This is a genomic window from Edwardsiella hoshinae NBRC 105699 = ATCC 33379 (assembly GCF_000474215.1).
GTDB lineage: Bacteria > Pseudomonadota > Gammaproteobacteria > Enterobacterales > Enterobacteriaceae > Edwardsiella > Edwardsiella hoshinae.
This window is the reverse complement of the sequence record NZ_BAUC01000012.1, coordinates 44,995-68,218: the sequence shown is the minus strand read 5'-3', so window position 1 is coordinate 68,218 and position 23,224 is coordinate 44,995. Positions and strand designations below refer to the sequence as shown.

The 23,224-nt window shown below is 60.6% G+C and carries 21 protein-coding genes; 10 read left to right on the top strand and 11 right to left on the bottom strand.

The window, feature by feature from the left end; all coding sequences use genetic code 11:
• Positions 1–66 precede the first annotated feature (66 nt).
• Entirely contained in the window at positions 67–357 is a 291-nt protein-coding gene (gene ppnP, locus EHO01S_RS05300; RefSeq protein WP_005283718.1) for a pyrimidine/purine nucleoside phosphorylase, read from the top strand.
• Here ppnP and EHO01S_RS05295 read toward each other — a convergent pair.
• A complete protein-coding gene (locus EHO01S_RS05295) occupies positions 323–832 on the bottom strand; it encodes an NUDIX domain-containing protein (RefSeq protein WP_024522978.1) in 510 nt (169 codons plus the stop codon). The genes ppnP and EHO01S_RS05295 overlap by 35 nt on opposite strands.
• Positions 833–851: 19 nt before the next feature.
• Positions 852–1,763: a recombination-associated protein RdgC gene (gene rdgC, locus EHO01S_RS05290; protein ID WP_024522977.1), complete on the bottom strand. Its 912-nt coding sequence runs from the start codon at positions 1,761–1,763 to the stop codon at positions 852–854.
• Between the two features lie 123 nt (positions 1,764–1,886).
• Here rdgC and mak point away from each other — a divergent pair, with 123 nt between their 5' ends.
• The 3 genes from mak (at position 1,887) to EHO01S_RS05275 (ending at position 3,786) form a co-directional block, all read left to right on the top strand.
• Positions 1,887–2,792 (top strand): fructokinase, encoded by a 906-nt coding sequence (gene mak / locus EHO01S_RS05285; RefSeq protein WP_024522976.1) that lies wholly within the window; start codon positions 1,887–1,889, stop codon positions 2,790–2,792.
• A 66-nt stretch (positions 2,793–2,858) separates the two neighbouring features.
• The gene (locus tag EHO01S_RS05280; protein ID WP_024522975.1) at positions 2,859–3,329 is read left to right on the top strand and encodes a GyrI-like domain-containing protein; all 471 of its coding nucleotides are present in this window, start codon (positions 2,859–2,861) and stop codon (positions 3,327–3,329) included.
• 109 nt (positions 3,330–3,438) lie between these two features.
• A complete protein-coding gene (locus EHO01S_RS05275; RefSeq protein ID WP_024522974.1) occupies positions 3,439–3,786 on the top strand; it encodes a DUF1294 domain-containing protein in 348 nt (115 codons plus the stop codon).
• A 50-nt stretch (positions 3,787–3,836) separates the two neighbouring features.
• On the opposite strand, the gene EHO01S_RS05270 is transcribed toward EHO01S_RS05275, so the two are convergent.
• Complete coding sequence (locus EHO01S_RS05270) at positions 3,837–7,538, bottom strand: AAA family ATPase (protein ID WP_024522973.1); 3,702 nt, start codon at positions 7,536–7,538, stop codon at positions 3,837–3,839.
• The gene (gene sbcD, locus EHO01S_RS05265) at positions 7,535–8,764 is read right to left on the bottom strand and encodes an exonuclease subunit SbcD (RefSeq protein ID WP_024522972.1); all 1,230 of its coding nucleotides are present in this window, start codon (positions 8,762–8,764) and stop codon (positions 7,535–7,537) included. The genes EHO01S_RS05270 and sbcD overlap by 4 nt, the downstream gene beginning before the upstream one ends.
• 188 nt (positions 8,765–8,952) lie before the next feature.
• Here sbcD and phoB point away from each other — a divergent pair, with 188 nt between their 5' ends.
• Positions 8,953–9,642, top strand: coding sequence for a phosphate response regulator transcription factor PhoB (gene phoB / locus EHO01S_RS05260; protein WP_024522971.1), 690 nt, complete (start codon positions 8,953–8,955; stop codon positions 9,640–9,642).
• 26 nt (positions 9,643–9,668) lie between these two features.
• Positions 9,669–10,967: a phosphate regulon sensor histidine kinase PhoR gene (gene phoR, locus EHO01S_RS05255; RefSeq protein WP_024522970.1), complete on the top strand. Its 1,299-nt coding sequence runs from the start codon at positions 9,669–9,671 to the stop codon at positions 10,965–10,967.
• A gap of 80 nt (positions 10,968–11,047) precedes the next feature.
• Here the strand turns inward: phoR and ppx are convergent, their stop codons facing one another.
• The 5 genes from ppx to purM form a co-directional block, all read right to left on the bottom strand.
• On the bottom strand, positions 11,048–12,577 hold the full coding sequence (gene ppx / locus EHO01S_RS05250; protein WP_024522969.1) for an exopolyphosphatase: 1,530 nt from the start codon (positions 12,575–12,577) through the stop codon (positions 11,048–11,050).
• Between the two features lie 15 nt (positions 12,578–12,592).
• Positions 12,593–14,698 carry a polyphosphate kinase 1 gene (gene ppk1, locus EHO01S_RS05245; protein WP_024522968.1) on the bottom strand — a complete coding sequence of 702 codons (2,106 nt, stop codon included), beginning with the start codon at positions 14,696–14,698 and terminating at the stop codon, positions 12,593–12,595.
• A 126-nt stretch (positions 14,699–14,824) separates the two neighbouring features.
• Positions 14,825–15,376 (bottom strand): spermidine N1-acetyltransferase, encoded by a 552-nt coding sequence (gene speG / locus EHO01S_RS05240; RefSeq protein WP_024522967.1) that lies wholly within the window; start codon positions 15,374–15,376, stop codon positions 14,825–14,827.
• Positions 15,377–15,455: 79 nt separating this feature from the next.
• A complete protein-coding gene (gene purN / locus EHO01S_RS05235) occupies positions 15,456–16,106 on the bottom strand; it encodes a phosphoribosylglycinamide formyltransferase (RefSeq protein ID WP_024522966.1) in 651 nt (216 codons plus the stop codon).
• A gap of 9 nt (positions 16,107–16,115) precedes the next feature.
• Positions 16,116–17,159, bottom strand: a complete 1,044-nt coding sequence (gene purM, locus EHO01S_RS05230; protein WP_035370239.1) for a phosphoribosylformylglycinamidine cyclo-ligase — start codon at positions 17,157–17,159, stop codon at positions 16,116–16,118.
• Between the two features lie 268 nt (positions 17,160–17,427).
• Here purM and upp point away from each other — a divergent pair, with 268 nt between their 5' ends.
• From upp to hda, 4 genes are all read left to right on the top strand, one after another.
• Positions 17,428–18,054 carry a uracil phosphoribosyltransferase gene (upp, locus tag EHO01S_RS05225; RefSeq protein ID WP_024522964.1) on the top strand — a complete coding sequence of 209 codons (627 nt, stop codon included), beginning with the start codon at positions 17,428–17,430 and terminating at the stop codon, positions 18,052–18,054.
• A 104-nt stretch (positions 18,055–18,158) separates the two neighbouring features.
• The gene (uraA, locus tag EHO01S_RS05220) at positions 18,159–19,436 is read left to right on the top strand and encodes a uracil permease (protein ID WP_024522963.1); all 1,278 of its coding nucleotides are present in this window, start codon (positions 18,159–18,161) and stop codon (positions 19,434–19,436) included.
• Positions 19,437–19,707: 271 nt separating this feature from the next.
• The gene (locus EHO01S_RS05215; RefSeq protein WP_024522962.1) at positions 19,708–20,139 is read left to right on the top strand and encodes a DoxX family protein; all 432 of its coding nucleotides are present in this window, start codon (positions 19,708–19,710) and stop codon (positions 20,137–20,139) included.
• 131 nt (positions 20,140–20,270) lie between these two features.
• A complete protein-coding gene (hda, locus tag EHO01S_RS05210; protein ID WP_024522961.1) occupies positions 20,271–20,987 on the top strand; it encodes a DnaA inactivator Hda in 717 nt (238 codons plus the stop codon).
• A 101-nt stretch (positions 20,988–21,088) separates the two neighbouring features.
• On the opposite strand, the gene arsC is transcribed toward hda, so the two are convergent.
• Positions 21,089–21,442 (bottom strand): arsenate reductase (glutaredoxin), encoded by a 354-nt coding sequence (gene arsC, locus EHO01S_RS05205; protein WP_024522960.1) that lies wholly within the window; start codon positions 21,440–21,442, stop codon positions 21,089–21,091.
• Positions 21,443–21,508: 66 nt separating this feature from the next.
• Entirely contained in the window at positions 21,509–22,990 is a 1,482-nt protein-coding gene (gene bepA / locus EHO01S_RS05200) for a beta-barrel assembly-enhancing protease (RefSeq protein ID WP_024522959.1), read from the bottom strand.
• Positions 22,991–23,224 lie beyond the last annotated feature (234 nt).

The window sequence follows — 23,224 nt, the reverse complement described above, 5'->3', positions numbered from 1 at the left end:
AGAGGGTGACAGCCTGGCTTTTTTTGCCCAAGATGAGGAGACCACTAGCGGGAAAGAGGCCACACTATGCTGAATGTGAATGAGTATTTTGCAGGGAAAGTGAAGTCGATCGGCTATGATAGCGGCACAATTGGCCGCGCCAGCGTGGGGGTCATGGAGAAGGGGGAGTATACCTTCTCGACCGACAGGCCTGAGGAGATGACGGTGGTGACGGGGGCGTTACGGGTTTTGATCCCCGGCGCGCCCGATTGGCAGGTTTTTACGCCCGGTGAGACTTTCTTCATCCCGGGACACAGTGAGTTCAACCTACAGGTGGCGGAGCCTAGCGCCTACTTGTGCAAGTATCTGAGTCGTTAATATCCGACATTAGGCGGCGTGCGTCGCCGCCTAATGTCTCGTCGCTAAATCCCACCTCGCCATAATGGCGATGACGAAATTCCGCTAATACCTTACGAACATAGGGTAGGGTTGCTTCCGGCAGCGCATCGGGTGGGTACCAGGCCAGCGCGCTGCATTTGTGCGGCTCGCCGTTCTCCACCATGGCGGCGTCATCGGCCAGGTAGAACCATTGATCAACATAGGTACGATCGCTGCTGCGCCGGTGCAAGGTATAGACATGCCTTAGCGCCGTCGCTGCCAGCGTCAGGCCGATCTCTTCTTGGGCTTCGCGCACCAGCGCTTGACTCGCGGATTCGCCCGCCTCGACATGCCCAGCCGGTAGCGACCAGCAGCCATCGGCGAAACCGGTGTTGGCGCGGCGCGCCAACAGGAAACACCCTTGGCGCTCCAAAATCAGATAGACGGCATGAAAGATCTGTCCGTGTTCGGCCATCAATGGCACCCTCCGCGTTTTAGCCCTGAGCCTCACCCCCCAACGCAGCGATCAGTTCGTCGATCAGTACCGCCAGCTCGCCACTCATCAGCGTGAAGTCGGCATCGAAGCGTGCGGCGCGATCGTCCCGATCAATGTCCTCATTTTGATCGCGCAAGGTATCGGCGAACTTGAGGCGTTTGAGCGCGCCATCGTCGGCCAGCACTAACTGGATACGCTCGCGCCAGTCCAGCGCCAGCTTGGTCACCCGTTTACCGGCCTCGATGTGGACGGCGATCTCATCGCTGACCAGCTCCTGCTGTTTACAGCGGATCACGCCGCCCTCTTCCAGGGTAGCTTTGAGCTCGGCCTCATCTTGTAGGCTAAAGCCTGCCGGGGTATTACCGCTGCGTACCCATTCGGTCAGCGTCAGCTCGATGGGCTCCTGCAAGGTCAATGGCACCACCGGCAGGGAGCCGAGGCTCTTACGCAGCAGTGCCAGTACATCTTCCGCCCGCTTGGCGCTAGCGGCATCCAGCATGATGCGCTGATTGACGGTGTCGATCCATAACCAGGTCTGGTTGAAGCGGCTAAAGGCTCGCGGTAACAGACTGTGCAACACCTCATCCTTGAGCGCGTCTTTTTCGGTCTTCTTCAGCTTACGGTGCTGCTCGGCCTCCAGGCGCTCGATCTTGGCTTGCAGGGCTTGCTTAAGGACCGGTGCCGGCAGGATCTTCTCTTCTTTTCGGGCACACAGCAGGATCTGACCATTGGCGCTGTGGGTCAGGGCATCGCTGTCGCCACCGAGGGGCGGCACCCAGCCGGTACGCGACATATCCTGGCTGCCGCAAGGAGTAAATGCCATGGCGCTGAGTTGGGACTCCATCTCCTGCGCGACCAGCGGGGTTTCACGGTTCAGACGGTAAATCAACAGGTTCTTAAACCATAACATGGGCATTTTTTCCAAAATTTAGGGGGATGATAGCTGGCGTGATGATAGCGAATTCTCCCCGTTTCTTCACGGGAAAACTCCGCTACTATGAGGGAGAGAGAAGGCGTGAACGAGGAGTGATGGATGCGGATCGGCATTGATTTGGGTGGGACGAAGATTGAGGCGCAGGCCCTGAGCGCGACGGGAGAGACCCTATTCCGGCGGCGGGTGGTGACGCCGCGCGACGACTATCCCGCCACGCTGGCGGCGATCGCGGCGCTGGTGGAGGAGGCTGAGCAGCAGTGCGGCCAACGTGGTACGGTCGGCGTCGGTATTCCCGGTACCCTCTCGCCCTTCACTGGGCGGGTGAAGAACGCCAACTCTACTTGGTTGAATGGCACGCGACTGGATGTCGATCTCGCGCACCGATTGGCGCGTGAGGTCCGTCTGGCTAACGACGCCAATTGCCTGGCGGTCTCGGAGGCAACGGATGGGGCGGCAGCGGGGGCCGCGCTGGTGTTTGCGGTGATCATCGGCACCGGTTGCGGTGCCGGCATCGCTTTGCAGGGCCGCGTACATGCCGGCGGCAACGGTATCGCTGGCGAATGGGGGCACAATCCGTTGCCTTGGCAGGATGACGAGGAACGTGCCATCGCTGCCGCTACGCCATGTTACTGCGGGAAAGCGGGCTGTATCGAGACCTTCGTCTCCGGTAGCGCCTTCTGCGCCGATTACCGGCGTTTGGGCGGGGAGGCGCTCGATGGCGCGCAGATCATGGCGCGTGTCGCGGCGGGTGAGGCGTTGGCCCAGGCGACCATCGTCCGTTACGAGCGGCGTCTGGCGCGGGCCTTAGCCCAGACCATCAATATGCTCGACCCTGATGTGATCGTGCTGGGCGGCGGGATGAGTAACGTGGCGCGCCTCTACCAGACCCTTCCCGATTTGATCACCCCCTGGATCTTCGGCGGTGAATGCCGAACCCCGATCCGTCCGGCCCAGCACGGCGATGCCAGTGGCGTGCGTGGCGCGGCCTGGTTATGGCCGCTCTGAGCCGGCGACCTGTTCGGGGGAGCTATACGGTATCGCTTGGCGATGCCTAACACAGGAGAAGCGGGTATGACGTTACAGATCGAGATGTTGGCGGCGCGGCCGCTGTTCGCCCTGCGTTTAGTCGGGCCGTTGGCGCACACGCTACCCGAGGGGTTTACGCGTTTAATGGCCTGGGCGGAGCGTCACCATTTGTCAGGCGAGTGGATGGCTATCTATTACGATAATCCCCGGCAGGTGGCACCCGAGGCGTTGCGGGTGGATGTCGCCCTGGCGGCAGCGCCGGGTGTGCTGTTGCCCGCCGATGCCGACGACGCCGGGGTCCGCATTTTGACGCTGGCGGCGGGCCAGTATGCATTGGCCGCGGTACAGGTCACTCAGCATGACTTCGCCACCCCCTGGATGGCGTTGTTTGCCGAGCAACTGCCCGCCCGTGGCTATCGCCCGACCGGGGGGCCCTGCTTCGAGCGTTACCTCAACGATGGCCGCCTTAGTGGCGAGTGGCAGTTGGAGTTGGGCGTACCCGTGGTCAAAGGGTGAATATGTGCGGATTTCGCCGAGCGCAGCGGGGCATCAATGGCGCGCCAATTGTACTTTTCGCCTAGACGCGCGAATATAAGTGAAATTTATCACAATTTATTGCAACTGAATGAAACCAACACTGCTCTGTTGCGGCGCGCTGGCGTTGCTGTTAGGGATTTGCCTACTGACCGCTCACCCCGCTTGGTATGGGTTGGCGCTGGTGAATCTGTTAACCTTCCTGCTGTATGGCGGCGACAAACTGGCGGCGCGGCGGCAGTGGCGGCGGATTCCCGAGCGCATCCTGCTTGGGATCGGCGTCGTTGGCGGTTGGCCAGGCGGGCTGCTCGGCCAGTGGCTGTTTCGTCATAAAACGCGTAAGGAGGCCTTCCGTAACGCCTTCCTGCTGTCGGTAGTCGCCAATCTTTTGTTACTGCTGGCGTTGTGGTATGGCTTATATGGGCGCTGGTTGTTGTAGGTGTGGGGGCGCTTGCCCCCGTTCTCCGTTTTGTGCGCGGGGGCTCGGCGCTAGCCAGCCTCGCCATCCCCTACCCGGTAACGACTGTCCAGGCGACTGAAGCCCAGTCCGTTGATCTTCTTCACTCGAATCTGCAATGGGATACGCTCCTTCATCGCGTCGATATGGCTGATCACTCCGATGGTTTTGCCGCTGGCGTTCAGGGTATCGAGGGCATCCAAGGCGGTATCCAGCGTCTCGGCATCAAGCGTGCCGAAGCCCTCATCAAGAAACAGCGAGTCAATGCGGGTTTTGTGGCTGACCAGATCCGATAATGCCAGCGCCAGCGCCAGACTGACCAGGAAACTCTCGCCGCCGGAGAGTGTGCGGGTATCGCGCCGCGCATCCGCCTGCCAGGTGTCGACCACCTCCAGCTCCAGTGTATCGCCTGCACGCCGTTGCAGTTGATAGCGTCCATGCAGGCGCATCAGTTGCCGGTTGGCCAGATAGACCAGATGATCCAGCGTCAGCCCCTGGGCGAATTTACGGAACTTATCGCCGCTGCTGGAGCCGATCAATTGGTTCAGATAGCTCCATTCCTGGTAGGTTCGTTCCCGTTGGGCGATCTCGTCGAGCCAGCTCTGTAGACTGAGACGGCGCTGGCTATCGCTGTGCAATTGCTGCTGTAGCTCACCTTGATGCAGCCCAAGTTGGCGTAGGCGTTGGCCCAGCTCGGCGCAGCGGTGGCGCAGATCGGGATCGTCCTCGCTGACGCACAACGCCGCCGGTCGGCTGGCCTCACCGTCGCGCCAAGCCTGGCGTGCCGCCGCCAGTAACGCCGCACTCTGCTGGCAGCGGCGTTGGCCGTCATCGCGCAGCGCGGTGAGATGCTGCGACGCCTCTTGGCTTAACCTGGCGGCAAGAAAAGCCGCCTCATCGTCGAAGGGGGAGGCCGCGAGGGCCGCCTGCCACTGCTGGTGCAAGGTCGCGTGGCGTTGGCTCAATGTTTGTTGCTGTTGATGGGCGGCCGCCAGTTCACCGCTGAGTCGCTCATAGTGTTGTTGCCAGTTCAGGCTGGCGCGCTGCGCCTCGCTTAAGCGCTGCTCCTGCGCCTGCTCCTGCTGTTGTAGCTCGGCCTGTACCTGCGCGACGGGTTGACCGTCGAGCAGTGTTTGGCGTTGCGTCTGTAGCGTGTGGTGTTGCTCGACTAGCGCCTGGTGTTCACGCGTCAGCGTCTGGTGGCGTTGATTCTGCTCGTCGAGCCGTTGTTGTAGCAGGCGCCACTGCTCGTCGAGGGTCAGCCTTTGTTGCCGTAACTGTTGCTCCCGCTCCTCATCCTGCTGCCAGCGTCGCCGTTCCGCCTGGCGCGCCGCCAGCCAGGCTTCGCTCTGTGCCGCGTCGGGGACGCTTAGGGCACAATCGGCCAGATCGGCGGCGATTTGCTGTTGCAGCGCGTCCTGTTGCTGCGTCAGCGTGTGCTGTTGTTGGGTCTGTTCGTGTTGCCGCTGCGTCAGCGCCTGGTGTTGTTGTGCCAGTAGCCCCAATGCATGCTGTGCCTGGCTTACGCCGACGCTGGCCTGCGTGAAGTCATCGCGCGCCTGGCGCAGACGCTGTTCGAGCGCCTCGCCTTGACGTTGAAGCTGTTCCAGAGTGCGAGCCTGCGCGGTGCATTGCTGGAGATAGTCGGCGAGTGCCGTCGCATCGTCGAGAGGTACGCTCAGCGCCAGCGCCTCGCAGAGCTGTTGCCAGCGCGTACGCTGTTGCGTCAGGCGCTGTTGTAACTGTTGTTGTTCGTCGCTCAGTTGGCGGTGTTGCGCGGTGGCTTGCCGGAGGCGCTCGCTCAGTGCGCTGCCCTCTTGCCCGAGGCGCTCTACCGCTTGGCTGAGGCGATCGCGTCGTTGTTGACTTTCATCGAGTGTGGGGCGCGGGCCGGCATGCGCCAGTGGATGTGTGGTGGCGCCACACAGCGGGCAGGGCTCGCCGTCGATCAGTCGGGCCCGCTCGGCCTCCAGACTGAGGATGCGCTGTTGGAGCGCGATCTGCCGCTCCAGATCGAGCAGATGCTGGCGTTTTTCGCTGTAGTGGCGCCGCTTCTCCGCCAGCTGTTGTGTCAACTGTTGCTGCGCTTGCTGTAACGTGGCGAGCTGGAGCGTGAGCGCCGCATTGCGGGCGATCTCTTGTTGCGCCAGGGGTTGCAGGGCGATCAACTGTTGGCGGGCCTCATCGCCCTGTTGCAGCCGGGCGTGCTCGGCGGCTAGCTGCTCGGGCGGATGACGTTGTCGCCAGGCCTGTTGTTCGGCTTCCAGCGCGTTGAGCGCCTGGCGTTGTGCCTGCTCGGCTTGCTGTAGGGTGCGTAGCGCCTGTTGCCGCTCGGCATGTTGACGCTGGAGTTCGGCCGCTTGTGCTGTCTGGCTTAGCCGTGCGTTTTCGAGTCGCTGGGCGTCGGCATCCAGTGTCGCGCGCTGTTCGAACCACAGCTGCCAGCGCGGCAGCCGTTCGCCCCACTGAGCGTGGGCGAGCGTCGCTTCCCGTTGCCGTTGCAGAGTGTCTAACTCGTGCTGTAATGCCTGGCGTTGCGCCGTTAACTGCTGGTGCTGCTGTTGTAGACGCTGTTGCTGCTGATGGCTTTCCTGACACTGTTGTGCCCGTTGCGCCTTCGCCTCCTCCAGCTTACCGAGCGCCTGATCGAGCGGTACGACCTGTTGGCTGATCAGCGTCTGGGTCGCGTCACGTCGCTGGCGGAAATGCTGCTGTTGGTCGAGCGCCTGCTGTAACGCCTGTTGCAGGGGGGCCTGCTGGCAGCGTAGTGCCTGTAGTTGCTGTTCTAGCTGTTGTTGGCGTTGGTCGGCGTGGCGCAGATCCTGTTCGGCCTGAGTCCACCCTTGGTAGTGCGGGTGTAGACGCAGCGCCGGTTCAGCCTGCGCGAGACGCGCCAGTTGCGGCTGGATCGACTGCCAGTGGTGCTGCGCCTGCGCCGCCTGCGCTTCGGCCTGGTTCACCGCCTGTTGCTGCTCCTGCTGACGTCGTAGCCAGGCTTGTTGCTGTTGCGCCTGTGTCAACTGAGTCTGTAACTGGCGCTCCTGTTGTTGCACCTGCTTAAGCTCGTCTTGTAGCGCTTCGCGTTGTGCCTCGTTGAGCAGGTCGACACCCGCGACCCGCTCGCGCAGCGTATCGAGCTCAAGCTTGGCCTGTTTATAGTGCTCAAAGACGGCGCTGGAGAGTTGGCCGTAGATCTCGGTACCGGTCAGCTCTTCCAACAGCTCGGCGCGTTTGCCCGCGTCGGCATTGAGAAAGGCGGCGAACTGCCCTTGAGACAGCATCATCGACTTGGTGAAGCGGCCAAAGTCCAGGCCGGTCAGTTCAGCGATGCACTTCAGCTTGTCACCGATCTTGTCGCACAGAATGCGCCCATCATCCAGGCGCGCTAGCTCGGCCCGCGGTGGTTGTAACTTGCCATCCGGGCGCTGATTAGCGCGGCGCTGACTCCAGAAAGCACGATAGCCGACGCCCTTGACCTCGAACTCGACTTCGGCCAGCGACTCGGCGGTACCGCGTGTCATCAATTCATTCTGGTTGGCGGAGAGGAGGCCCAGACGGGGCGTCTGGTGATACAGCGCCAGGCAGATGGCGTCGAGCAGGGTGCTCTTTCCGGCGCCGGTGGCCCCGGTGATGGCGAACAGACCGTTGTCGCAGAATGGCGGGGCGTTGAAATCGATCTTCCATTCGCCGCGCAGGGAGTTGAGGTTTTTAAAGCGTAGACTCAGGATCTTCATACCGATGCCTCTTGGGGATGCGTCTGTTCGACCTCGTGGCATACCTGTTGGAACAGTTGTCGCGCCCGCGCCTGTTGCGCCGCATCGCCTTCGCCCTCTAGCGCCAGACGGCGGTTAAAGACCTCGTCGGGCGTCAATTCGCTCAGGGTCTCGCCCGCCTGCATGGTCAAGGCGCGTTGGCGTTGCTCTCGGCTGCGGCGTAACAGCAGGATTTCCACCGGCAGACTGGCCGCCTGCTGTTGCAAGGCACGCTCGGCATCGCTAAGCCAGCCGTCGCTATCGATTTCGATGTCCAGCCAGATGGGCGGCTGCGCCGCCTGATCGCGCAGGGCCTCCAGGGCGGCGCCGATTTCAGCCAGATTGCCCTTCAGCAGACGCATCGGTTGGCTCTGTGGCACCGCCAGCGGGGTAATGGCCTGTAGTCCCTGTGCGTTCAGCTCCACCAGGCAAACGCTCTTGGTGCTGCCCAATTCGTCGAAGCTGAGGGGGATGGGTGAACCACTGTAGCGGATATGCTCGGCGTGGCCGACACGCTGTGGACGGTGGATATGTCCCAGGGCGATATAGTCGGCTGGCGGGAAGGCGCTGAGCGGTAAGGCGTCCAGCGCACCGATATAGATATCGCGTACCGATTCAGAGCGGCTGGCGCCGATGGCGGTCAAATGACCGGTGGCGATGATCGGCAGCGTAAGGCCCAGCGTCTGGCGCAGTGCCAGGGCGCGTTGATACAGGGTTTGGTAGTGCTCGGCGATAGCGTGTTGCAACGCGCGTTGTTTTTCATCCGCCGACTGACCGGCCTGGCTGCGCAGCAGGTCGCGAGGGCGCAGAAAGGGCACCGGGCACAAGATGGCGCCGGGGGCACCATCGCGCCGTGTTAGCAGTCGCGGGGCATCGTCGGCTTGAGCCCCCGCGATCACTTGGGTATGCAGGCAGGCTAACAGATCGCGCGATTCGTTCAGGGTCGCCACCGAATCGTGGTTACCGGCCAGGACGATTAACTGGCAGCCGCTCGCCTGGAGCGTCACCACGAAGCGGTTATACAGCTCACGGGCGTAGCTGGGCGGGGTGCCGGTATCGAACAGGTCGCCGGCGACGATGATGGCATCGACATGATGTTGCTCGGCCTGTTGCTGGAGCCAGTCGAGAAATGCACGATGTTCGGCGGCCCGGCTCTTGCCGTAGAAATGCTGGCCAAGATGCCAGTCGGAGGTATGGATCAGACGCATGGAGTCCCTTGGCAACGGGTGGCGTGCCCGCGCGGGCGGGCGGAAGCGATGCGGCCAGTATACCCGGTGGCTATGGGGGGCGCCAAGGCGCCGCATATCGCGGGCGCATGGCATGATGCTTTTTTCATAAATCTGTCATAAAAATGACGCATAATTGCGGGCGAGTGACAATTACCTGGGAAGTCGATATGGCCAGACGTATTTTAGTCGTGGAAGATGAAACCCCCATCAGGGAAATGGTGAGTTTCGTTTTAGAGCAGAACGGCTATCAGCCGCTGGAAGCGGAAAGTTACGACAGTGCGTTGAGTCGGCTGTGTGAGCCCTATCCCGACCTGATCCTGTTGGATTGGATGTTACCGGGTGGCTCCGGCATTCAGTTGATCAAGCATCTGAAGCGCGAACCGGCCACCCGTGACATTCCGGTGATGATGTTGACGGCGCGCGGCGAGGAGGAAGATCGGGTGCGTGGTCTGGAGGTCGGTGCCGATGATTACATCATCAAGCCTTTCTCGCCCAAGGAATTGGTGGCGCGCATTAAGGCGGTGATGCGCCGCATCTCGCCGATGGCGTTAGAGGAGACCATCACCTTACAGGGATTGAGCCTCGACCCGGTCTCGCATCGGGTAATGGCCGATGAGGCGCCGCTGGAGATGGGACCGACCGAATTCAAATTGTTGCACTTCTTTATGACCCACCCCGAACGCGTCTATAGCCGCGAGCAGTTGCTCAATCATGTCTGGGGCACTAACGTGTATGTAGAGGATCGTACCGTCGATGTCCATATTCGTCGCTTGCGTAAGGCGTTGGAGAGCAGCGGTCACGATCGCATGGTGCAGACCGTGCGGGGCACCGGTTACCGCTTCTCCGCCCGTTTCTGATTGCCGCAGGCGATGGAGTCCTGACTGTGCTTGATAAACTATCCTGGAAGACGCTGCTCGCCGAGTTGCTGTTGTGCTGCATACCGGCATTACTGCTCGGCGCATTGTTCGGCTATTGGCCTTGGTTCCTGCTGTTGGCGCTCTGCCTGTTGTTGCTGTGGCATGGCTGGAATCAATTGCGCCTATCGCACTGGTTATGGGTGGACCGCAGCATGACGCCGCCCAGCGGGCGCGGCAGCTGGGAACCCTTGTTCTACGGCCTGTATCAGATGCAGCAGCGCAATCGGCGGCGGCGGCGTGAGCTGAGGGTGTTGATCAACCGCTTTCGCAGCGGGGCGGAGTCGTTGCCTGATGCCATCGTGATGTTGACCGATGAGGGCAATATCTTTTGGTGTAACCAATTGGCGCAACACTTGCTCGGCTTCCGCTGGCCGGAGGATAACGGGCAGAATATCCGCAATTTGCTGCGTTATCCCGAATTCAGTACCTATCTGTCCTCGGCCGACTATAGCCAGCCGTTGACGCTGCACCTGAACAGCGGGCGTTATATGGAGTTTCGGTTGATGCCCTATAGCGAAGGACAGATGCTGATGATCGCGCGTGATGTCACGCAAATGCGTCAGTTGGAGGGGGCGCGGCGTAACTTCTTCGCCAACGTCAGCCATGAGTTACGCACCCCGCTAACGGTGCTACAGGGTTATCTGGAGATGCTCGTCGGTGATGAGATGCCGGCGGCGCAACGCGCCAAGGCGCTGGCGACCATGCAGGCGCAGACGCAGCGCATGGACGGCCTGGTGCAGCAACTGCTGGTGCTGTCGCGTATCGAGGCGGCGCCGCACATCGATCTCAACGCGCTGGTGGACGTGCCGGCACGGCTACATCTGCTGGAGCGCGAGGCCCGCGCCCTCAGCGAGGGGCGTCACACCCTGCGTTTTAATATCGATGAGACGCTGCGAGTACGCGGCAACGAAGAGCAGCTGGGTAGCGCGGTCTCTAACCTGGTGTACAACGCGGTGAACCATACGCCGCCGGGAAGTGAGATCGTGGTGAGCTGGCAGCGTACGCCGCAGGGGGCGTGCTTCACGGTGCGTGATACGGGGCCGGGGATCGCCAGCGAGCACTTGAGTCATCTGACCGAGCGTTTTTACCGCGTCGATCGCGCCCGTTCGAGCCGAACCGGCGGCAGTGGACTGGGGCTGGCGATCGTCAAGCATGCCTTGCAGCATCACGATGCACAGCTGGCGATCAGCAGCAGCGTAGGCCAGGGGAGCTGCTTCTCCTTCACCCTGCCGAGCCATCTGGTGGTTAATGCCGCGTCCGCCTGATGCTGCGGGGGGGCCGCTAAGCGCATCGCGCAGACGGTGGGGCGGTGCCGCCTGGATGCGGCGTGCTTAGCTGTGGCGGGCTACGCCTCGGTCAACTCCTCAATGACCAGTCCCCAGCCATCGACGTCGCGCCAGTAGGCCTGCTCTTTCTCTAGATCTAACTGCATCAGGCTGTTTTGCTGTAGATAATGGGCAGGGAAACGCAGTATCCATTGCAGCCCACAGGTCTCCAACTGGAGTGTTTGCGGCGGCGTGGTGGCTTGCCGCTGGTTGTTGAGCAGGGTAGCCAGACGCAGGATCTGGATCAGTGGCAGATACTGCTTCTTTTTGAATAAGGCAAAGCGCGGTAGTTCCGCGAGGCGCAGTGCCTTGCGCTGGTAACGCACCAGCGTTGCCAGCATCAACTGCTGCTCCTGGGTGAAGCCGGGTAGGTTGGTGTATTGCAAGATATAGGCGGAGTGGCGCTGCATCCCGCTGTGGTTGATGCTTAGCCCGACCTCGTGCAGGGCGGCGGCCCAGTTGAGCAACGCCTCCAACTGCGCATGGGCCAGACGTGGGTTTTGGACCATCCACTGCGCGTACAACTGGCGTGCGCTAGCTTGGACGCGTTGGGCCTGTTCGCGATCGATGTTGTAGTGTTCGGCCAGACTGTGCGCGGTGCGACTGCGAATATCCTGGTGGCGGAAGCGCCCCTCCATCTCATACAACACGCCTTCGCGTAGCGCGCCGTCGGACAGGCGCAGCTGCTTGATCGCCAAGGCATCGAACACCCCACAGAGGATGGCGAGGCCAGGGACGAAAACCTGGCGACGCTCCTCGGCAAGCCCCGGCAGGCGCAGCGCATCGATCCGTGGGTAGCGCAGCACCTCGTCGCATAGCCGCTCCAACCGTGCCGGCGTGATCAAACCATCTTTTTCGCCTAGCGCCACCAGCACTTCATAGACCGCCTTGATCGAGCCGGAGGCGCCCAGCGCGGCATTCCACCCCTGGATGCGGTATTGCCAGGCCATATTCTCCAACTTCTGCGCTGCCGCTAACCGAGCACGCTGGAAGTTCGCGGGGGTAATGACTCCGGCGGCGAAGAACTGCTGCGCGAAGCTGACACAACCCATGCGTCGGCTCTCCACCAGTAGCGGATCGAAGTCTTCGCCGATCACCATCTCCGTCGATCCCCCGCCGATGTCGATGACCAACTTGCGCCCCTTCTCCGGTTGCGTGTGGGCGACGCCCATAAAGATCAGCCGCGCCTCTTCGTGGCCGGAAATGATCTCGATGGGGTAGGGGATCACCTTGGCGGCGCGCTTGAGGAACTCTTGGGCGTTATCCGCCTGCCGCAAGGCGTGGGTACCGACGATGCAGACGTTCTCCGCGGCAAAACCCTGTAAGCGCTCGGCGAACAGCGCTAGGCAGGCCAACCCACGCGCCATCGACTCCTCGCTTAGCCGCTGCTGAGCGTCCAGGCCGTCAGCGAGGTGGACGCGCTGCTTGAGCCGTCCCAAGATTTGCAGTGCGCCATTGACGACGCGGGCGATCACCATGTGAAAGCTGTTGGAGCCGAGATCGACGGCGGCGATCTCCTGCGGGCGGGGGGAAGAGGGAGTCAGCGGCATAGGTGGCGGTCCGGTTTAGTCATGGGGAGGGACGATAGGAAGATCTTGCGCCCGTTGGGCGTCGGCGGCTTCCAGCGCCCGGATGTAGTCGTAGATCGCCAGTTGCGAACGCACCTTACGGCGATTGCCGCGCGGCACCCGGCGATTGCTCAGCTCACGATCGAGGTAGCGCGCCTTGACCGTATCGCTGAATTGCAGCTCCAGTAGCTCCAACACCCGTTGGCGGAGCTGCGGGTCGAGCAGGCGTACTGCGACCTCGATGCGGTAATCGATGTTACGCGTCATCCAATCGGCCGAGGAGAGAAATACCTGCGGATCGCCGTGGTTGTCGAAGACATACACCCGCGCGTGTTCCAAGAAGCGATCCACGATACTGATGGCGCTGATGTTGTCGCTCACTCCGGGGATCCCCGGGACCAACGAGCACATACCGCGTACCAGTAGGCGGATCTTGACGCCGGCGCTGGAGGCGGCGTACAGACGATCGACCAGCCCCTTGTCCACCAGGTTGTTGACCTTCAAGGTGATGCCGGCGCCCAGCCCGGCCTGGGCATGGGTGATCTCCTGGTCGATCAGTTGGTACAGCATGCGGCGCGAGTTTTGCGGCGACACCATCAGATATTCGAAGTTGACCGGGCGATAAGGATTCTCGATGAAGTTGAATACCCGGCGTACCTCGTTGGTGATACGCGCGTCGGCGCTGAGCAGCGAGTAGTCGGTGTAGAGGCGAGCGGTCTTCTCGTTGAAGTTGCCGGTACCGATATGGGCATAGCGCACGATGTCGTCGCCCTCGCGGCGCGAGATCAGGAACAGCTTGGCGTGGATCTTCAGTCCCGGTGCCGAGAAGATGACATGCACCCCGGCTTCCGTCAGCCGCTTGGCCCAATGGATGTTGGCCTCCTCATCGAAGCGTGCCTGCAACTCGACTACCACGGTGACCTTCTTGCCGTTGTGGGCGGCATGGATCATCGACTCGATGATGCGCGAATTCTTGGCCACGCGGTAGATGTTGATCTTGATCGCCAACACGCTAGGGTCGAAGGAGGCCTGGCGCAATAGCTCCAGTACATGCTCGAAGGTGTGGTAGGGGTAATACAGCAGCACGTCGTGATCGCGAATGGCGTCGAAGCCGTTGCGAAAGCGATCGAACCAGACGTGGCGTAGGCGCGGCAGGGGACGGTTAAGCAGATTGGCCTTGCCGACATTGGGAAACTTGATGAAGTCTTTAAAGTTATGGTAGCGTCCGCCGGCGATCACCGAGTCGTAGGAGGAGATGCCCAGCTTGCGCGTCAGCAGCGTGACTAACTCATCGGGCATATCGCGCTGGTAGACGAAGCGCACCGGCTCGGCGGTCAGGCGCTGTTTAAGGCTGGAGGACATCAGTTCCATCAGGCTGGACTCCATCTCCGTCACCAGATCGTACTCGGCATCGCGCGTCATCTTCATCGAGTAGGCGTTGAGGGTGTGGTAGTCGAAGAAGCCCTTGAAGATATCGTCTAGGCAGTAGCGTAGGATGTTGTCCACCAGGATCATCGGTTTGCGGCGACGCGGCGTCTCTGGCGGCAGGGTGATAAAGCGTTCGACCTTGTCCGAGGGGATCTCCAGCAACGCGTAGCGGGTCTGTTGGCCGTTGATGATCTCGACCGCCAGGTAGGTGTAGTCATCCTTGAGGAAGGAAACCAGATCGGTCTCCTCGTCGAGCATGATCGGCGTGATGTGCTGGCGTAAATGGTTACGGTAGTACTGGCGTAGCCACACCTGTTGGTTTTCCGACAGTTGACGCTCGTTGATCAGGAAGATTTGGTTGCGCGCCATCTCTAACAGCAGCTCGTTGTACAGGGAGTCGAACTCCTGGTCGGCTTTCAGTACCTTGGCTTGGATCTGTTGGAGCAGATGACGCGAGCTGCCATTGTCCGTTCCTTGCTCCTCGCTGATCAGAATACGGCGTTTTAGCTCCGCGAAGCGCACCTTGTAAAACTCATCCAGGTTGCTGGAGTAAATGCCGAGGAATCGCATGCGCTCGATCAGCGGATTACTCTTGTCGGCGGCCTCCTGCAATACGCGCTCATTGAAGGATAGCCAGCTGAGTTCTTTGTCGATGTAGCGCTTTTCCTGCCCCATGGTGACTCCAGTAGCAAAGCAAAAACAATCCGCCCCGGCGCTTTCCCGTGCGGGGCGGCCCGTCGGCGACGGGCCATGATGCTGACTATTATGGCGAGTCCCAGGGGCGAAAGTCCAACCGACGCGTTATACGTTAGGTACCTCGCCGCCACCGGCACGGTACATGGCCATGTAACGGTGTTGGAACATACACATGCGAATCGCGTTGCGGTATTCGCCGTTGATGAAAAATTCGTGGATCAGCTCGCCTTCGATCTCGAACCCCAGCTTACTGTAGATATGGATCGCCTTGTGGTTCTCTTTATCGACCAGCAGATAGAGCTTATACAGGTTCAATACCGCGAAGGCGTGCTCCATGGCCAGCAAGGCCGCTTTACTGGCATAGCCGCGGCCCTGATGGGCCGGGTCGATGATGATCTGAAATTCGGCGCGGCGATGGATGTGGTCGATCTCTACCAGTTCGACCAGCCCGATCTTGTTGCCCTCCTGCTCGACCACGAAACGGCGTTCGCTCTGGTCGTGGATGTGCTTATCATACAGTTCGGCCAGTTCAACGAAGGCAATATACGGTTCTTCGAACCAGTAACGCATCACGCTGGCGTTATTATCGAGCTGATGGACAAACGGCAGGTCCTCCCGTTCCAGGGGATGAAGCCTGACGTGGCTGGTGCTGGACATGATCGTTCCTCTCGTCACGGGTGATGGGCGGCCGGGTGGGCCGCCGGTTAGGAACGATAGTATAACTGTTGTTTATCGATTACAGCAGGGGCGAATCGTCGATGTAGCCCTGGGGCGGTAAGGGCTGGCCGTCTAGCCAGGCTTGCTGCGCGTGATAGCGTAGGCGCCCTTGGCAAAACCAGGCCACCGCTAATGGATAGATGGCATGCTCTTGCCGCTGCACCCGGGCGGCGATCTCCTCGACGCTGTCGTCGGAGAAGATCGGCACCCGCGCCTGGAGCACCAATGGACCGCCGTCGAGCGTCTCATTGACGAAGTGCACCGAGGTGCCGTGTTCACGCTCGCCCGCCGCCAACGCACGGCGGTGGGTGTCCAGGCCGGGATAGCGTGGCAGCAGCGAGGGGTGGATGTTGAGTATTCGCCCGCAAAAGCGCTGGACCACCACCGGCGACAGGATGCGCATATAGCCGGCCAGCACCACCAGATCCGGCTGGTAGGTGGCGATGCGATCCGCCAGCGCCGCGTCGAAGGCTTGGCGCTCCGCATAGTCGGCGGCGGCCAGTGCGTGGGCGGCGATGCCAGCCTGACGCGCGCGCGTCAGGCCATAGGCGTCGGCCCGGTTGCTGAAGACGGCGACGATCCGTCCCGGGATACCTCCCGTCTGACAGGCGTCGATCAGCGCCTGGAGATTGCTGCCCTGTCCGGAGATGAGGACGACGATGCGTTTCATCGCGCCTCCTTAGCGCACGATCTCAACCCGCGGCTCGTCGCCCTGTGCCTCGGCGATGTGGCCTAACAGCCAGGCTTGCTCGCCTTGTTGCGTCAAGCGCATCAGGGCGTGCTCCACGTCGCTCTGCGGCAGGACGATCACCATGCCGACGCCGCAGTTAAAGGTACGGTACATTTCATGACGACTGACGTTGCCGGCCTGCTGCAACCAGTCGAAGATCGCCGGCCACTGCCAGCTGTTCTCGTCGATCACCGCCTTGCTACCGGCGGGCAATACCCGGGGAATATTTTCCCAGAAGCCGCCGCCCGTCAGATGGGCCAGAGCGTGTACCGGATGGTGGGCGATCAGATCCAGACAGGCGGTGACGTAGATTTTGGTCGGCGCCAACAGATGATCGGCCAGCGAACGCCCGGCCAGCTCGGTGCTGCGTGCATCGCAGCCGCTGACGTCCAAGATCTTGCGGATCAAGGAGTAGCCATTGGAATGAGGGCCGCTGGCGCCGAGAGCGATCAGGGCATCGCCAGGGCGAACCTGGCTGCCGTCGATAATCTGCGACTTCTCGACCACGCCGACGCAGAAGCCGGCTACGTCGTAGTCTTCGCCGTGGTACATGCCGGGCATTTCGGCGGTTTCCCCGCCGACCAGCGCGCAGCCGGCCTGTTTACAGCCCGCGGCGATGCCGCCGATGACGCTGGCGGCGGTGTCGACGTCCAGCTTGCCGGTGGCATAGTAGTCGAGGAAGAACAACGGCTCGGCGCCTTGGACCACCAGATCGTTGACACACATCGCTACCAGATCGATGCCGATGGTGTCGTGGCGTTGCAGATCCATCGCCAGACGCAGCTTAGTACCGACGCCGTCGGTGCCGGAAACCAGTACCGGCTCTCGGTATTTCTGCGGCAGCGCACACAGGGCGCCGAAGCCACCCAGCCCCCCCATCACCTCGGGACGGCGGGTCTCCTTGACAACCCCCTTAATCCGGTCGACCAAGGCGTTGCCAGCATCGATATCTACTCCGGCGTCTTTGTAACTGAGAGCGGTTTTGTCGGTCACTGCGTAAATCCCCATGGCGGTTAGGCGTGGTTCTCCAGGCGTACATCGACGCTGGCGAACCCTGCGGAAAATGTCAGGCGGCGCAATTCTAACAGCCAAGGCAATCGTTTGCTATCCCCTTATCGCCGACGTGAACGTTTTCGTCGTGTCTTATAGAGAGTGTTTCTTCATTGACCAAGATCATGATTTTTCCGCTGGCATCCCGGCGAAAAGGCGGTATAATCTCGCGATTTTTTTGGGCGCAGAACAGCTACATGGGAGAAAAAAAATGAAGATCGTTGAAGTGAAACACCCGCTTGTGAAACACAAACTGGGTTTGATGCGTGAAAATGACATCAGCACCAAACGATTCCGTGAACTGGCCTCGGAAGTGGGCAGTTTGCTGACCTATGAAGCGACCGCAGACCTCGAAACAGAAAAAGTAACTATTGATGGTTGGTGCGGCCCGGTCGAAATTGAGCAGATTAAAGGGAAAAAGATTACCGTAGTACCGATCCTGCGCGCAGGATTGGGCATGATGGAAGGGGTTCTGGAGCACGTACCGAGCGCCCGCATCAGCGTGGTCGGTATCTACCGTAACGAAGAGACGCTGGAGCCGGTGCCGTACTTCCAGAAACTGGTGTCGAACATCGATGAGCGTATGGCGTTGGTCGTCGACCCGATGTTGGCGACGGGCGGTTCAATGATCGCCACCATCGATCTGCTGAAGAACGCCGGCTGCCGCGCTATCAAGGTATTGGTGCTGGTCGCCGCACCGGAAGGCATCGCGGCGCTGGAGCAGGCGCATCCGGATGTCGAACTGTATACCGCCTCCATCGATCAGGGACTGAACGAGAACGGCTACATTATCCCGGGGTTGGGCGACGCCGGCGATAAGATATTTGGTACTAAATAACCCGTGAGCCGACTCGTTAGTCGGCTTTTTTTTGGCGTGCTGGCGACTCGCCGTCACGCCTAGTCAAAGCACAACACCCTTCAACGTTATTAGAGGAAACTGACATGACCCGTCGCGTCATCGGTGTCAGCGAGCGTCCGCCGCTACTGCAAACGATTCCGCTGAGCTTCCAGCATCTGTTCGCCATGTTTGGCGCCACCGTGCTGGTTCCTATCCTGTTTAAGATCAATCCGGCGACGGTATTACTGTTTAACGGTATCGGCACGCTGCTGTACCTGTTCATCTGTAAGGGCAAGATCCCCGCCTACCTCGGTTCTAGCTTCGCCTTTATTTCACCGGTGATGTTGCTGTTGCCGTTGGGCTATGAGTTGGCGTTGGGCGGCTTTATCATCTGCGGAGCCCTGTTCTGTCTGGTGGCGTTGATCGTCAAGAAGGCGGGAACCGGTTGGCTGAATGTGATTTTCCCGCCCGCGGCGATGGGGGCTATCGTGGCGGTGATCGGCCTCGAGCTGGCTGGCGTCGCAGCGAATATGGCGGGTCTGCTGCCGCCCGACGGCGCACATGCTGATGGTACCACCATCACCATCTCGATGGTGACCCTGGCGGTAACGGTGCTCGGCTCGGTACTGTTTCGCGGCTTCTTAGCTATTATTCCGATCCTGATTGGGGTATTGGTCGGTTATGCGCTCTCTTTCTATCTAGGGGTCGTCGATATCACGCCGATCAAAGAGGCGCACTGGTTTGCCTTGCCGACCTTCTATACGCCGCGCTTCGAATGGTTCGCCATCCTGACTATCTTGCCGGCCGCACTGGTGGTGATTGCCGAGCATGTCGGTCACCTGGTGGTGACGGCGAATATCGTGAAGAAAGATCTGCTGCGCGATCCGGGGTTGCATCGCTCCATGTTCGCTAACGGCTTGTCCACCATGATCTCCGGCTTCTTCGGTTCGACGCCGAATACCACCTACGGCGAGAACATCGGCGTGCTGGCGATCACCAAGGTCTATAGTACTTGGGTGATCGGCGGTGCGGCGGTGCTGGCGATCCTGCTCTCCTGCGTCGGCAAGCTGGCGGCGGCGATCCAGGTGATCCCGGTACCGGTGATGGGCGGGGTTTCGCTGTTGCTGTACGGGGTCATCGGGGCGTCCGGCATCCGGGTACTGATCGACGCCAAGGTCGACTACAACAAGGCGCAAAATCTGATCCTGACCTCGGTTATCCTGATCATCGGCGTCAGCGGTGCCAAGGTGCACATCGGTGCCGCGGAGCTGAAGGGCATGGCGCTGGCGACCATCGTCGGTATCGGGATGAGTCTGCTGTTCAAGCTATTCAGCCTGATGCGCAAAGACGAAGAGATTATTGAGCTGCCGGAGGATATCTAACGCCTCCGACGGGAGCCTGGCGGTGTCCGGCTCCCTTCTTTCCGCCCGTGCGCGTCGGGATGAGGCGGGACGGAGCTGCCGCACGCAATGTCCTCTCTTCTCTACGCCCTGTGGTTATGTTAAGCGCGTTAGGGCGCGCTGTCGTCGCTGGCTATTCTCTTGATCCTGCTCCTTTTTATTTATCTTCCTCCCCGGTGAAGGGGGCGTTGGCGTCGCGCCAGTGGGCCTCCCGGCCTGTAAGGATATTTAACTATGAAAAAGGACTTATCTCATGAATGTATTCCTACTGCGCCTGAACCAACTGCTGCACAATGAGGATCTCGGTAAATTGCTGCTGCGTATCACCCTGGGCGGCCTGATGCTGTTCCATGGTGTCAATAAAGCGGCCTTCGGTCTGACAGGCATTAATGCGTTGTTGGCGGCGAAGGGGCTGCCGGCGTTTCTCAGCTACGGTACCTACGTTGGGGAGCTGTTGGCGCCGGCGCTGATCGTGCTGGGGGTGTTAGTTCGTCCTTCGGCCCTGATCATGGCGTTTACGATGCTGTTCGCCTGGTATTTAGTCCATGTCGGCGATACCTTCAGCTTGACGAAGAACGGTGCATCGGCGATTGAGAGCCTGCTCTATTACGGTGTGGGTGGCCTGGCGTTGGCCTGCCTGGGGACGGGGAACTATTCCATATTGAAGACGACGCGCTGGCGTTAGCGCCGTCGCCGTGACCGCGTAGGATGGCTGCCGCAGGCGCACGCCGCGGCGTGGGTTTTTAGCGCCGCGGCGTGATTAGCGCATGCCTGTGCGCATTTCTGTGTTAAACTGAAAGCGTTTTTTGCAAGTTCATGCCTGAGGTGATTCTGAACACGCCCACCCAGCTTTCATTGCCGCTCTATCTGCCCGACGATGAAACCTTTGCCAGTTTCTATGCGGGAGAGAATGCCGCGCTGCTCGCCGCGTTGCAGAATGCATTACGCCAGGAGCACGCCTCCTATATCTATTTTTGGTCACGCGAGGGCGGCGGCCGTAGCCATCTGTTGCATGCGGCCTGCGCCGAGATGTCGCAACATGGCGAGGCGGTGGGCTTTGTACCGTTGGATAAGCGCGCCTACTTTGTGCCCGAGGTGTTGGATGGCATGGAGCAACTGGCCCTGGTGTGTATCGATAATATCGAGTGTATCGCCGGCGATGAGGCCTGGGAGATGGCCATCTTCAACCTGTATAACCGCATTCAAGAGAGTGGGCGTTCGCGCCTGTTGATCACCGGCGATCGCCCACCGCGCCAACTGAACCTGCATCTACCCGATCTGGCCTCGCGCCTGGACTGGGGGCAGATCTACAAGTTACAGCCGTTGGGGGACGAAGAGAAGTTGCAGGCGCTGCAACTGCGTGCCCGCTTACGCGGTTTCGAATTACCGGAAGATGTCGGCCGCTTCCTGTTGAAGCGGTTGGATCGCGAGATGCGCACCCTATTCATGACGCTGGATCAACTCGATCGTGCCTCGATCACCGCGCAGCGCAAGCTGACCATTCCCTTCGTCAAAGAGACGCTGTTACTCTAGCCATCGGCTTGGCAAGATCCGGGGGCATCGGCGTACGCATCATGATAATGGGCGGCTATGGCCGCCCATTATCATTGCCAGCGCTACGCTTGGGCGTCACATTATAGCAGATCTAACACCTGTTCCGGCGGTCGGCCGAGACGTGCGCGTCCATCCTTGACCACGATCGGCCGCTCGATCAGTTGCGGATACTGCACCAGGGCGGCAATCAGCGCCGCCTCGTCCACACTTGCCTCATCGAGGCCCAGGCTTTGGTACAGCGCCTCGCCCTGACGCATCACCTGGCGCGCCGAGTTGAAGCCCAGCGCCTGGATCAGCGTGCGAAGGGTGGCGGCGTCCGGCGGCGTTTCCAGATAGTGCACCACCTTGGGCTGAATGCCGCGATCCGTTAACAGTTGCAGGGTGGCGCGGCTCTTGGAGCAGCGCGGATTATGGTAGATGACGACAGCAGACATAGTGGCTCCGGTTAGCTTGGGCGATGGTAGCGCGCTCGACGCTCGCGCGTCGGGCGAGGCCTCGGATTAACGGCGTTGATACTGTTTGAAGCGTTCTTGCAGTTGGCGCAGTTGATCGATGCGCGCATCATAGCGCGCTTGTTTCAGACTGCCGAGCGGCACCAAGGCGCTGGCGTTGCCCAGCAAGCCGATGGCTTGCTGTAATTCGCCGCTAAGCGCCAGTTGCTCGGCGCGGGCGGCCAGCTCCTCGTCGCGTAGCCCTTGGGCGCCACTGGCCTGGGCTAACAGCGCCCAGCCATTGACATCGTTGGGGTGGCTATAGGTATAGCGGTACAACAGGCGGGAGGCCTGTGCGGCCTTCCCCCCCTGAATGTAGGCATTCGCCAGGTTGATCTGCAATACGGCATCGTTGCGATTTTTCGCGAGCGCCGCCTCTAGACGGGCGATGGCGGCGGCGGCCTGTTTCTGGTTGAGATCGATGTCGGTCATCAGGTCGATATACCAGACGTTGTCAGGATCGGCGCTCAATAAGGGGTGTAGGGCGCGACGGGCATCGTCGAACTTATTAGCCTGAGAGAATAGAATCGCCCGGCCATAGCGAGCCGCCGCCTGTTCACGTACGTTGCCGCGCGCCATGGCGTCTAACGTGTCGCTCGTGAGGTAGCCACCATCGATATCGTTACCGCTGTACATGCCGAGGGTACGCATCTTTGCCAGCAGGTAGTCTAGCGATGACTGCACCGGGTGCGGACGCATCTGGTTGGCGCGGTTACGGGTATCGGTTAGACGGCTGTCGGGCAACGGGTGGGTCAGCAGCATTTCCGGCGGTTTGGAGGAGTAGCGCGACTGGTCGGCCAGCTTCTGTAGGAAGTTGGGCATCGCCTGGGGATCGAATCCTGCCCGTTGTAAGACCTGTATGCCGATGCGATCCGCTTCCTGCTCGTTCTGCTGGGTAAAGCTAATGATCCCTTGCTGAGTCCCGGCCAGGGTGCCGGTTAGTGCCGCCATACCCGCCTGAGGGTTGGCCATTGCCAGCAGGATAGAGCCGAGCGCGCCGACCCAGGTCAGCGGTGCGGTACGCTGCTGCTCCTCCATCGCCCGTGCCAGATGGCGTTGCGTGACGTGCGAGATTTCGTGCGCCATCACTGAAGCCAGTTGGCTCTCGTTATCGGTATAGCGGAATAGGGCACTGTGTAGCACGACGTTGCCGCCGAAGAAGGCGAAGGCGTTGATCTCGTCGTTACGCACCAGATAGAAATGAAACGGGGTGCGCACCCCGTCGGCGTGGGCGACCAGTCGCTGCCCCAACCGGTTGATGTAGCCGTCGAGCAGTGGGTCGTTGATCAGCGGTGCGCTGGCGCGTAATTGGCGCACGTAGAAATCGCCCATCGCCAGCTCTTGGTTGATACTGAGGATATTGCCGGCGGTGGTGCCGATATCCGGTAACTGCTGATCTTGAAACGGGGCCGCGTACAGCGAGGGTGTAGCGCCGAGTAGTCCGCCTGCCAGCAGCAGGGCGATAAGCGATCGGTTAAATCGTAAAGTCATGAGTGACGCTTCCAAGGCAACGATAGACATTTGACGCTGATCGCGGCGAAGAGTTCTTCTTCCCGCCCCCGCTCTCTATTACACTAGGCGCGCGAGAGAAGCGCGCCTTGCAATAATTGAGGTTTATCATTCTGCCACTATTATCCGGCCGTGCCAAAACTTGTTGGTTTTTATTTATCCTATTGTTATGTAAACCTATTTATAGGTTGTCGCGTCATGGCACAGAGTGAGGGA

Bases quoted from the DNA above. Each gene is read 5' to 3' on its own strand.
- ppnP (WP_005283718.1), top strand. From the start codon at position 67: ATGCTGAATGTGAATGAGTATTTTGCAGGGAAAGTGAAGTCGATCGGC.
- EHO01S_RS05295 (WP_024522978.1), bottom strand. From the start codon at position 832: ATGGCCGAACACGGACAGATCTTTCATGCCGTCTATCTGATTTTGGAG.
- rdgC (WP_024522977.1), bottom strand. From the start codon at position 1,763: ATGTTATGGTTTAAGAACCTGTTGATTTACCGTCTGAACCGTGAAACC.
- mak (WP_024522976.1), top strand. From the start codon at position 1,887: ATGCGGATCGGCATTGATTTGGGTGGGACGAAGATTGAGGCGCAGGCC.
- EHO01S_RS05280 (WP_024522975.1), top strand. From the start codon at position 2,859: ATGACGTTACAGATCGAGATGTTGGCGGCGCGGCCGCTGTTCGCCCTG.
- EHO01S_RS05275 (WP_024522974.1), top strand. From the start codon at position 3,439: ATGAAACCAACACTGCTCTGTTGCGGCGCGCTGGCGTTGCTGTTAGGG.
- EHO01S_RS05270 (WP_024522973.1), bottom strand. From the start codon at position 7,538: ATGAAGATCCTGAGTCTACGCTTTAAAAACCTCAACTCCCTGCGCGGC.
- sbcD (WP_024522972.1), bottom strand. From the start codon at position 8,764: ATGCGTCTGATCCATACCTCCGACTGGCATCTTGGCCAGCATTTCTAC.
- phoB (WP_024522971.1), top strand. From the start codon at position 8,953: ATGGCCAGACGTATTTTAGTCGTGGAAGATGAAACCCCCATCAGGGAA.
- ppx (WP_024522969.1), bottom strand. From the start codon at position 12,577: ATGCCGCTGACTCCCTCTTCCCCCCGCCCGCAGGAGATCGCCGCCGTC.
- ppk1 (WP_024522968.1), bottom strand. From the start codon at position 14,698: ATGGGGCAGGAAAAGCGCTACATCGACAAAGAACTCAGCTGGCTATCC.
- speG (WP_024522967.1), bottom strand. From the start codon at position 15,376: ATGTCCAGCACCAGCCACGTCAGGCTTCATCCCCTGGAACGGGAGGAC.
- purN (WP_024522966.1), bottom strand. From the start codon at position 16,106: ATGAAACGCATCGTCGTCCTCATCTCCGGACAGGGCAGCAATCTCCAG.
- upp (WP_024522964.1), top strand. From the start codon at position 17,428: ATGAAGATCGTTGAAGTGAAACACCCGCTTGTGAAACACAAACTGGGT.
- uraA (WP_024522963.1), top strand. From the start codon at position 18,159: ATGACCCGTCGCGTCATCGGTGTCAGCGAGCGTCCGCCGCTACTGCAA.
- EHO01S_RS05215 (WP_024522962.1), top strand. From the start codon at position 19,708: ATGAATGTATTCCTACTGCGCCTGAACCAACTGCTGCACAATGAGGAT.
- hda (WP_024522961.1), top strand. From the start codon at position 20,271: ATGCCTGAGGTGATTCTGAACACGCCCACCCAGCTTTCATTGCCGCTC.
- arsC (WP_024522960.1), bottom strand. From the start codon at position 21,442: ATGTCTGCTGTCGTCATCTACCATAATCCGCGCTGCTCCAAGAGCCGC.
- bepA (WP_024522959.1), bottom strand. From the start codon at position 22,990: ATGACTTTACGATTTAACCGATCGCTTATCGCCCTGCTGCTGGCAGGC.